Here is a 10068-nt window from a genome sequence, read left to right on the forward strand (position 1 = left end):
CATGACTCAGATTCTCGGTCACAACTACATCGGCGGTCGTCGCAGCGCGGCGGGCAGCGTCAAGTTGCACAGCATCGACGCGACGACGGGCGAATCCCTGCCTCACGATTTCATTCAGGCGACACAGGAGGAAGTGGACGCCGCTGCCAAAGCCGCCGCTTCTGCCTACCCGGCCTATCGCAGTTTGAGCGCCGAACGACGTGCACAATTTCTTGATGCCATCGCCGATGAACTGGATGGGCTGGGCGATGATTTCGTTGCACTGGTCTGCCGCGAAACCGCGCTGCCTGCCGGACGGATTCAGGGTGAGCGCGGTCGCACCAGCGGTCAGATGCGGCTGTTTGCCAAAGTCCTGCGGCGCGGTGATTTCTATGGGGCGCGTATCGACCTGCCGTTGCCGGATCGCCAGCCGTTGCCGCGTCCCGATCTGCGCCAATACCGCATCGGCCTCGGCCCGGTGGCAGTATTCGGCGCGAGCAATTTTCCGCTGGCATTTTCCACTGCCGGTGGCGACACCGCATCAGCGCTGGCCGCCGGTTGCCCGGTGGTGTTCAAGGCCCATAGCGGCCATATGGCCACGGCCGAACTCGTGGCCGACGCGGTGATTCGGGCGGCGGAGAAAACCGCGATGCCGAACGGCGTATTCAACATGGTCTATGGCGGTGGAGTGGGTGAGTGGCTGGTCAAGCATCCGGCGATTCAGGCCGTGGGTTTCACCGGTTCACTGAAAGGGGGGCGGGCACTGTGCGACATGGCCGCCGCGCGTGCGCAGCCAATTCCGGTGTTCGCCGAGATGTCGAGCATCAATCCGGTGATCGTATTGCCCCAGGCCCTGACCGTGCGTTCGGAAACCGTCGCTCGCGATCTGACGGCTTCGGTGGTGCAGGGTTGCGGTCAGTTCTGTACCAACCCCGGCCTGGTGATCGGCATCCGCTCGCCGCAGTTCACGGCGTTCGTCGAGCAGGTCGCCGCGTTGATCGGCGATCAACCGGCGCAAACCATGCTCAACACCGGGACACTCGGCAGCTACGGCAAGGGCCTGGAAAAACTGTTGGCGCACGCTGGCATCGAGCACCTGGCCGGAAACCCGCAGCAGGGCAATCAGGCGCAGCCGCAGTTGTTCAGGGCCGATGTCAGTCTGTTGATCAATGGCGATGAAGTGTTGCAGGAAGAAGTGTTCGGCCCGACCACGGTGATCGTCGAAGTGGCCGACAAGGCGCAACTCAGTGCAGCGCTGCATGGACTGCATGGACAACTCACGGCAACCATCATTGGTGAACAGGCAGACTTGGAACGCTTCCCGGAGTTGACGCCATTGCTGGAACAGAAGGTCGGACGGATTTTGCTGAACGGCTATCCGACCGGTGTCGAGGTCTGTGATTCGATGGTCCATGGTGGGCCGTATCCGGCGACTTCGGATGCTCGCGGCACGTCGGTCGGCACCTTGGCGATCGATCGTTTCCTGCGTCCGGTGTGCTTCCAGAACTACCCCGACAACCTGCTGCCGGAACCGCTGAAAAATGCCAACCCGCTGCGGATTCAGCGGCTGGTCGACGGCAAGCCTTCGCGCGAGGCGCTCTAATCCACAGCGAGATCCCTGTGGGAGCGAGCTTGCTCGCGAAGGCGGCCGTCCAGTCACTAGTTGATTGCCTGACACGCCGTATTCGCGAGCAAGCTCGCTCCCACAAGGGCTCAGCGGCTGCTTTGAGCTATCATTGCCACTTTCCCCCTGAAAGACATGAGCACCATGACTGCCGTACCCGACACCCTTCTCCACGCCCTCGAACATTGCGGTATGGTCGAAATCGATGGCCTGCACGCCTTCGAATTCGCCCTCGACGAAGACGACAACCTGCATATCGAGTGCATCGATGGCCGAACGGCCAAACATTGGGAGTTCACACCGGCTCAGGTGGCAGCGGCGACGTTTGACCAGGATCTGCAGAGCTGGTTGATCGTCGGCTACGCCAGCGACACCAAAACCGTCGGCGAACACCGTCTGGTCTGCCTCGGCGACGTACTCGGCAGCGGCGACGACGAGGATGAAACCGAATGAACATGCGTAAATTCTGGCCGCTGCTGATGGCCGGCAGTGTGGGTGCAATGGGCCTTTCCAGCGCGTCCGCCGAGAGCTACCAGCTGCTGGTCGGCTCCTACACCGCCGGCACCAGCCAGGGCATCTACCGGATGAACTTCGACAGCGCCACTGGCCAGATCGACGCCAAGCCGCTGCAAGTGATCAAGAGCGAAAATCCTTCGTGGCTGACGCTTTCCAAGGATCAGCACCGTCTGTTCGTGGTCAACGAAAACGGTCCCGGTCAGAAAGACCCGGTCGGTCGCGTCAGCAGTTATTCGATCGACCCCAAGACCCACGCCCTGACCCTGATCAATCAGGTGCAGAGTCTGGGCAACGAGCCAACCCACTCGAGCCTCAGCGGCGACGCCAGCCATCTGTTCGTCAGCAATTATTCGGTGGTCGAAGATCCGGGCGGCACCCTCGCGGTGTTGCCGGTGGGCAGCGACGGCAAGCTCAAACCGGTGGTGCAGATGAGCGCGCACCCGGCGAGTCGGGTCAACCCCGAGCGTCAGGCCTCGAACCACGTGCACTCGACGATTTCCTCGCCGGACGGTCGTTATGTGTTCTCCAACGACCTGGGCGCCGACAAGATTTTCATCTACCAATTCGACCCGAAAGCCAATCCGGAACTGCCGTTGACCCCGGCGAAAACCGCTTCGGTGCAACTGCCGGCAGGCAGCGGGCCGCGTCATTTGCTGTTCAGCGCTGACGGCAAGCACGCCTGGCTGACCATGGAAATGAGCGCCCAGGTCGCCGTGTTCGACTACAAAGACGGCGTGCTGACCCAGACGCAAATGGTTGACCTGGCGGCCGGCCAGCCGACGTCGGACAAAGCCGCTGCGGCGCTGCATGCGTCCGCCGATGGCAAATTCCTCTACGTCAGCAACCGCGGCACTGCCAATCAACTGCTGGTGTTTGCTATCGATCCTGCCAGCGGACAGCTCAAGGAACTGCAGCGACGTTCGGTGGAGGGTGATCACCCCCGTGAGTTCAGCCTCGACCCGAGCGGCAAATTTCTGCTGATCGCCAACCAGAAGAGCAACCAGATTGTCGTGGTCGAACGCGACGGCAAGACCGGTCTGCTCGGCAAAACCGTGCAAAAACTGCCGATGGACGCCCCGAGCGACCTCAAGTTTGTCGTGCGTCAATAAGCCGCAGGCCCCGGTTTACGGGGCCTGAAGTTTTGTATCAATCCTGCTGATAACAGGTAATGGTGCAAAGCATTTCAAGCGCGCAACCCTCGAGCGTTAAGTTTGCTTCACGGCCCGACCGGGCAAGCCAGCCAACTGAACACGAGGGTTACCGCCATGAACTTCAATCTCTTCTCCGTTATCGCCGCTTCTGCCATCTCCGCCACCGTTGCCCTGCCAGCCAGCGCCAACGTTGAAATCAGCGACAAAAAATCCCACACCCAGAGCTACACCCAGAAATACCTGCAACAAAGCGCCAACTTCTACGCCGCGCTGGATCACAAAGCTCAACACTGAAATTTCCGTCACGTCCAGGAACTGCCAAAGGCTGGGTTCTTTTGATCTTGTTTGAAAAAAGCAAAATCAAAAGAACCCAGCCTTCGGCAGTTTTTTCACGTGTGTATCGGCAGGTAATAGGTATTTTCAAACGGCAGGATAGGCCGGCTAAATAATCAACGAAGCTGATGGTTACTATGCCAAACCCTGAGTGGTTACCTCGGCTTTTTTGATTGATTCTGTGGACCTCGAAACATTGTCCACGGAGCACACATCATGGCCAGTTCAATCCTCACTTCCGCCAAACGCGGCGCCTACCTGGCCATCGGTCTGTACCTGGTCATGGTGCTGTTCATCAGCCTCTCGTCCCAATCGCAACACAGCTTCGATGCACCGATCCAGGTCGCGCATCCCGGCGTCCAGTTCGAACTCCGCTCGCAGAATGCAGCGTTGAGTTCAACAGAACTCGCGGGAGCCGTCGGAGTATGAAAGGCTACAGATTCTGGGTCATCGCCGGTCTGGCGATCATGACCAACGGCGCGTCCCTGTTGGGATTCGGTCAGGGCTCGGTGGGCGGGCTGGCCCGCGCCATAGAGGCCAACCACAGCATCGCGCACAACATCGAACGGGCCAATGCGCTGGGGCTGCTGGCTGGCAATCCACCGGTAAAAACCGAAGCGGGTTTTCTCGGCCCGTTCCAGGTCGATTGCTCGGCCATCGGCATGTGCCAGGTGCTGGCGTAAGGCGCTTACTTTTTCATGATGCCGGTGAACAGGTCCGATTCCAGAAACCGCCGCAACCAGGCCTGCAACCGCACAAAAGGCGTCGTCGCAAACCACTCGCGATCGACATGGGCGAACTGGCGGACGAAAGGCAGCAATGCGATATCGGCCAGGCAAGGATGATCGGTCAGCAAGTAGTCGCGGCCTTCGAGTAACTCATCCAACTGCTGCAAGAACCGCGCACCTTCGGCGCGATAAACCTCCATCGGTTGCTCCGGATAACGCTCGGCGTACTTGTAGCGGTTCAGGTGCACCTTGAACTCCTGATCATTGGCTTCGATCAGTTCGGCAATCCTGGCATCGCCGCCCAGCAGCCAGTTTTCCGGATCATTCTGCGCCAGGGCCCAGCGCATGATTTCCAGGCTCTCGTCGATCACCTGACCCTCCGCATCCAGCACCGGCACCGTGCCCTTGGGCGAGATCGCCAGCATCTCGGCCGGTTTGGCCTTGAGGCTGACTTCGATGATGTCCACCGGTACGCCCGAATAACGCAGGGCCATCCGCGCCCGCATCGCGTACGGGCAGCGGCGGAACGAATACAGCGTGTTCATTTCACCTCCACTGTGCTCAAGCCATTGCCCTGACGCTGTACCTGAATCTGCACCGGTATCCGCTCGTGCATTTCCTGCACGTGGGAAATCACCGCGACCTTGCGACCCTGCGCCTGCAAGCCGTCGAGGGCGTCCATGGCCAGTTGCAGGGATTCCGGATCGAGGCTGCCGAAACCTTCATCGATGAACAGCGATTCGATCTTCAGCGTGCTTGACGCCATCGAGGCGAGGCCCAACGCCAGCGCCAATGAGACGAGGAAGGTTTCGCCGCCGGACAGCGAATGCACCGAACGCAGTTCATCGCCCATTTCCGTGTCCATCACCAGCAGGCCGAGCATGCTGCCGCCGCGCTTGAGGCGATAGCGTTTGACCAGTTGGCGCAGTTGCGCGTTGGCGTGATGCACCAACAGATCGAGGTTGTAGGCCTGGGCGATCTTGCGGAACGTGTCGCCGGTGGCCGAGCCGATCAGGGCATTGAGCCGCGCCCAGCGCTGATACTCGGCATAGGCGTCGGCGATCTGCTGCGCCAACGCAGAGTTGGCGTTCTGCCGGCGCTGATCTTCGACTTGCTCGGCCCGCAGTTCGGCGCAGAGCTGTTCGCTGGCGCTGCATTGATGCTGCACCTCGGCGAGGGCCGTGTTGAGTTGTTCAGGGTCAAGGTTGCCGTTGTGCTGCGCCTGATGCTCCAGCAACTGGCGCTGGCGCTCCTGCAACAGCACGGTGGCGTACTCCAGGGCTTTTTCGTTGCGCTGCAAACGCTCGCGCAGTTCGCCGACCTGTGCGTCATCGACCTGCAGCAGAGCTTCGAGGCCGCCGTCATCCAGTTCCGGGTGGCGGGCGCGCCATTCGGCAATCTTGCCGGCCAGATCACGGTCCTCGGTTTCCAGCGCCTGCAAACGCTCTTGTTGCGCCTTGAGTTCGGCAGCGATTTGCACATGTTCCGTGCGCACGTCCTGCAAGGTCTGAGTCGTGGCGAATTCGGCATTGCGCGCCATTTCCACTGCCTGCTCAAGTTGCTGCTGCCAGTGTTCAGCGCAGTTGTGATCGCCAAGCAATTGCGCGAGCTTCTCCTGGCTGGCCTGTTGTTGCCCAGTCAATGCGCTCAGTTGTTGCTCGGCATGTTGCAACTGCTGCAAGCGGCTCTGCTGGCGGTCCTGTTCTTTCTCAAGCGTTTGTTGGCGTTGTTGCTGTTCGGCCAGCTCTTCCTTTTGCTGATCGATCTGCGCCAGGCGCTCGGCGATCTGCCGGTCAAGTTGCATGAAGGTCGCCGCCGGTTCGGCGCGCAAGGCTTCAAGGGTGTCGCTTGGCAGCAGCGTGGCGAAGGCGGCGAGTTCTTCGTCCAGACGCTGCCGGTCAGCGCTCAACTCGCGCTGTTGATTGCTCAGATGTTGCGCCGCTTGCTGCTGCTCAGTTTCGGCCTGACGCAATTGCCGGGTCAGACGCGCCGCGTCCTGTTGCAAGGTGAGCAGGGCGGTCTGGCGTTGTTCGTCCTGGGTGATGCTCTGGTTCAGTTGATCGTTCTGGCGGGCCAGCCAGGCAGCGCGTTTGTCGCTGTCCTGATTCAGCAACGAAGCGCCCAGCGGATGTGCCTCGATACTCGGCGTCAGCGCTTGCTGTTGCGTCGCCAGTTGCTCCTGCTGTTGCAGCAGTTCTTTTTGCCGCGCAATCACACCGCCGACCTCGGCGCGCAGTTCCGTGAGTTTTTCCTTGAGTTGATCGACCGCTTGCTGGGCGGCGGCCTGCTCGCCTTCATCGTGGCGGCCGAGGCTTTGCAGCAGTGCTTCCGGCTGGTGATAGGGGTGCTCGTTGCTGCCGCAGACCGGACACGGCTGATCGTCCTGCAACTGCGCACGCAGTTCTTCGACACTGGCACTGCGGGCCAGCCGCTGACGTTCGAGCAATTCGCGGGTGACGCTGAGGGTCTGTTCGGCAAGGGTAAGCTCGGCCTTGGTTTTCACCCCGTCCTGAGTCAGGCGCTCGCGCTCCTGCTGCGCATCGAACTGACGCTGCTGCAGTTCGCCGCCACGTTTGTCCAGTTCCTGTTGGCTGGCCCAAAGACGTGTCAGCTCTTCGATGGCGCGCAGTTGTTTGCGGTTGTCCTGCAACAGAGTGCCAAGGATGCCGATCTGCTCGGCGACGGCGTCCGGCTCGGCACCGGCCTCTTTGAACAGCACCTCCAGCTGCTGCTTCTGTGTCGCGAGTTCTTCGGTTGCACGGGCTGCGTTCTGTTCGAGATTCGCCAGTTCGCTTTGGCCCTTGTTCAGCCGGTTGCCGATCAGCATCAGTTGCTGCAAGCGGTCGCGGTAGGCATTCCAGGCTTCACTCAACGGTGCCAGATGAATGCTTTGCTGCAGATCGGCGGCGATGCGCTGCAAGCGTTCGGCGACCTGTTTTTGCTGATCGAGCAGGGTCTGGATTGCGCTCTGGCCTTGAGTGCAGGCCTGTTCGGCTGAATGCTTCGCTTCGGTGCCGGAGGCGACATCCTTGGCGAGGCGGGCGAGGGCGCTTTGCTCGTCGAATGCTTCACGCAACAGTGGCGTACTTTCAGTCTGTTGCTTCTGCGCTTCGGCCAGGGCGTTTTGTGCAGCACTCAGGTCTTGTTCAAGTTGAGTCTGGCGCTCAGTCAGCTCGCGTTGTTTGTGGGTGTTCGCACTGATCTGTGCAGCCAATGGCGTCAGCAGCGCATCGAGTTCGGCCTTGCGCGCGAACTGGTGCCGTTGCGGGGCGAGTTGTTCAAGGCGCGTCAATCGCAGGCGTTCCCCGGCCAGCGTGTCGCGCTCGTGTTCGGCGCTTTGCAATTGCTCGGCCGCCGCTTGTTGTGCGTCCTGCAGCACGTGCAGATCCTTGAGCCAGGAGTGCTGCTGCTCAAGCTGTTTGAGCCGGGCCTGCTGCAACTTCAGTTCTTGCTGGGCGGCGTCGAATCGTGCGTCGAGTTCGGCGCGAGCCTCGGGCGGCAGCGGTGTCACGCCGCTGGCCTGATCCTGCAATTGCTTGTGGGCTTCGCGTGCCTCTTTGGTCTTGTCGAAGGCGCGACGGCCAAGGCGGGTATAAAGCGCGGTGTCGGTGAGTTTTTCCAGCAGTTCGCTGCGGTCGTTGTCGTCGGCCTTGAGGAACGCGCTGAACTCGCTCTGGGCCAGCAGCACGGCGCGGGTGAACTGCTCGAAATTCAGGCCCAGTGCGGCTTCGAGCTGAACCTTGTACTCGCCTTTCTGGCTGGCGAGCAGTTGATCCTGATCGATGTCGCGCAGGCTCTGACGGCTGGCCTGCAACTTGCCGCCGGCCTTTTCCCGGGCGCGGTTGGCTTCCCAGCGCGCGCGATAGCGGCGGCCATCGACGCCGACAAAATCCACCTCGGCAAAACCTTCGCCCGTACCACGACGCAGCAGGGTGCGCGGGTCGCCAGTGGCGATTTCGCCGTCGGCGTCCGGGACCTTGGCGTCACGCCCGGTGTTGTTCAGACGCGGTACTGCGCCGAACAACGCCAGGCACAAGGCATCGAGCAAGGTACTTTTGCCGGCGCCGGTGGGGCCGGTGATGGCGAACAGACCGGCGCTGGCCAACGGTTCGGCGGTGAAGTCGATCTCGAACGGGCCGGCCAGCGAAGCAAGGTTCTTCAAACGAATGGCGAGAATCTTCATGGCTGCTCGCCCTCCATTTGTACGTCTTGCAGCAGTTCGGCAAAGTCCTTGAGGGTTTGCTCGTCGACCTCGCTGCCGTAGTTGTCGAGCCAGGCGCGGCTGAACAGTTCCTGCGGTGTGAGCTGGTCCAGATCGATCAGCGCACTGCCGTCCTCGGCGCCGTCAGCGCCACGATTGCCGGCGTATTCGGCGGCGATTCGCACCAGTCGCACGGCCTTGCCTTGCAGGGCGCTTTCGACCTGATGGCGCAGGTCCGGTTGCGGTTCGTCGAGGGTCACGCGCACTTCCAGCCACGGCTGGCGCTGGGGTTCGGCCAGCAGATCGATGTTCGGGAGATCCGCCAGTTGCAGCAGGATTTCCGCCAGCGGCGCAGGGCCCAGGCGTTGCAGATTGACGGAGCGGGGAATCAATATCGGCTCGACGCTCACCAGTTTTTCGCCATCCAGCACGACGTCGAGAATCTGGTGTTGATAGCTGATTTCCGAGAACGACAACGGGATCGGCGAGCCGCTGTAGCGAATCCGTTCTTCGCCGTTGACCTTCTGCGGCTTGTGCAAATGGCCGAGGGCGACATAGCTGATGCTCGGCCCGAACAGGCTGGCCGGCAGGGCTTCGGCGTTGCCGATGATCAGGCTGCGCTCGGAGTCTTCCGACACCGAGCCGCCGGCCATGTGCGCGTGGCTGATGGCGACCAGCGCCTGGCCCGGCTGGCGCCTGGCGTTGGCCGCGTCGATCAGCCATTCATGCACCTGGCCGATGCCGCGCAAATAGTTGTCGCCCAATTGCGCGCCGGTCACCTCGGCAGGCCGCAGGAACGGCAACGCCAGGCACCATGCGGCAATCTCGCCGGACGCATCCGGCAGCGGCAGCAGCAGGCGTTCCGCATCGAGCTGCCCGTCGTCCAGCCACAACACCCGACCCAGCGCATGGGTACGCAAACGCCGCATCAACGGCGCTGGCAGCTCGATTCGCGAGCCCGAATCGTGGTTGCCGGCAATCATCACGATAGTCAGCAACGGCTGCTGCTCGTGGGCGCTGACGATGAAATCGTAAAGGCGTTCCTGGGCTTTGACCGGTGGATTGACCGTGTCGAAGATGTCACCGGCAATCAGCAGCACGTCCGGCTGCGCCAGCTTCATTTGACGCAACAGCCACTCGAGAAAACAGGCGTGCTCGAAATCGCGCTCCTGGCCGTGCAGGTTCTGTCCAAGGTGCCAGTCGGAGGTGTGAAACAGACGCAAGGCTGACTCCGCAATATAAAAAGGTGATGGCCGCGTGGATGTGAAAGCGGCGAAAGAGGGGGAGTTTACAGATTATTGCGACATGCAGGCTTGTGCGGACGGGTACGGATTCCTGTTGGCTGAGAGTTCCTGCGTCATTGCCTGTCAGGCATTTCTCTTTAGGGAAGCGTCGCCTGCATGTTTTCCGGATTTCAGTGCGTGATCTGCGAAATCTCCTGCATATCCACCGGATCGGGACGATTTTCTCCATGTCGTTGATCGATAACACTGTTTTGGCGAAACCATTAATTGACGTCAAAATGATGGCTATCTA

General features: G+C 61.1%; 9 protein-coding genes. 6 read left to right on the forward strand and 3 right to left on the reverse strand.

The window, feature by feature from the left end; translation table 11 throughout:
* Position 1: 1 nt before the first annotated feature.
* The 6 genes from ACK6BI_RS09345 to ACK6BI_RS09370 all read left to right on the forward strand — a co-directional run bounded on the left by ACK6BI_RS09345 (position 2) and on the right by ACK6BI_RS09370 (position 4286).
* On the forward strand, positions 2-1582 hold the full coding sequence (locus ACK6BI_RS09345; protein WP_409316843.1) for an aldehyde dehydrogenase (NADP(+)): 1581 nt from the start codon (positions 2-4) through the stop codon (positions 1580-1582).
* Between the two features lie 165 nt (positions 1583-1747).
* Positions 1748-2056 (forward strand): DUF5629 family protein, encoded by a 309-nt coding sequence (locus tag ACK6BI_RS09350; protein WP_409316844.1) that lies wholly within the window; start codon positions 1748-1750, stop codon positions 2054-2056.
* Entirely contained in the window at positions 2053-3228 is a 1176-nt protein-coding gene (locus ACK6BI_RS09355; protein ID WP_409316845.1) for a lactonase family protein, read from the forward strand. Before ACK6BI_RS09350 ends, ACK6BI_RS09355 begins: the two co-directional genes overlap by 4 nt.
* Before the next feature lie 156 nt (positions 3229-3384).
* A complete protein-coding gene (locus tag ACK6BI_RS09360; protein ID WP_007941320.1) occupies positions 3385-3564 on the forward strand; it encodes a hypothetical protein in 180 nt (59 codons plus the stop codon).
* Positions 3565-3819: 255 nt separating this feature from the next.
* On the forward strand, positions 3820-4032 hold the full coding sequence (locus tag ACK6BI_RS09365) for a hypothetical protein (protein ID WP_409316846.1): 213 nt from the start codon (positions 3820-3822) through the stop codon (positions 4030-4032).
* The gene (locus ACK6BI_RS09370; protein ID WP_065259855.1) at positions 4029-4286 is read left to right on the forward strand and encodes a hypothetical protein; all 258 of its coding nucleotides are present in this window, start codon (positions 4029-4031) and stop codon (positions 4284-4286) included. The genes ACK6BI_RS09365 and ACK6BI_RS09370 overlap by 4 nt, the downstream gene beginning before the upstream one ends.
* Positions 4287-4291: 5 nt before the next feature.
* On the opposite strand, the gene ACK6BI_RS09375 is transcribed toward ACK6BI_RS09370, so the two are convergent.
* From ACK6BI_RS09375 to ACK6BI_RS09385, 3 genes are read right to left on the reverse strand one after another with little or no spacing between them, the layout of a single operon-like run.
* A complete protein-coding gene (locus ACK6BI_RS09375) occupies positions 4292-4876 on the reverse strand; it encodes a glutathione S-transferase (RefSeq protein WP_409316847.1) in 585 nt (194 codons plus the stop codon).
* Complete coding sequence (locus ACK6BI_RS09380; RefSeq protein ID WP_409316848.1) at positions 4873-8514, reverse strand: AAA family ATPase; 3642 nt, start codon at positions 8512-8514, stop codon at positions 4873-4875. Before ACK6BI_RS09380 ends, ACK6BI_RS09375 begins: the two co-directional genes overlap by 4 nt.
* Positions 8511-9755: an exonuclease SbcCD subunit D C-terminal domain-containing protein gene (locus ACK6BI_RS09385; RefSeq protein ID WP_409316849.1), complete on the reverse strand. Its 1245-nt coding sequence runs from the start codon at positions 9753-9755 to the stop codon at positions 8511-8513. Before ACK6BI_RS09385 ends, ACK6BI_RS09380 begins: the two co-directional genes overlap by 4 nt.
* Between the last annotated feature and the right edge of the window lie 313 nt (positions 9756-10068).

The organism is Pseudomonas sp. KCJK9016 (assembly GCF_046231795.1).
GTDB classification, from domain to species: Bacteria; Pseudomonadota; Gammaproteobacteria; order Pseudomonadales; family Pseudomonadaceae; genus Aquipseudomonas; species Aquipseudomonas bananamidigenes.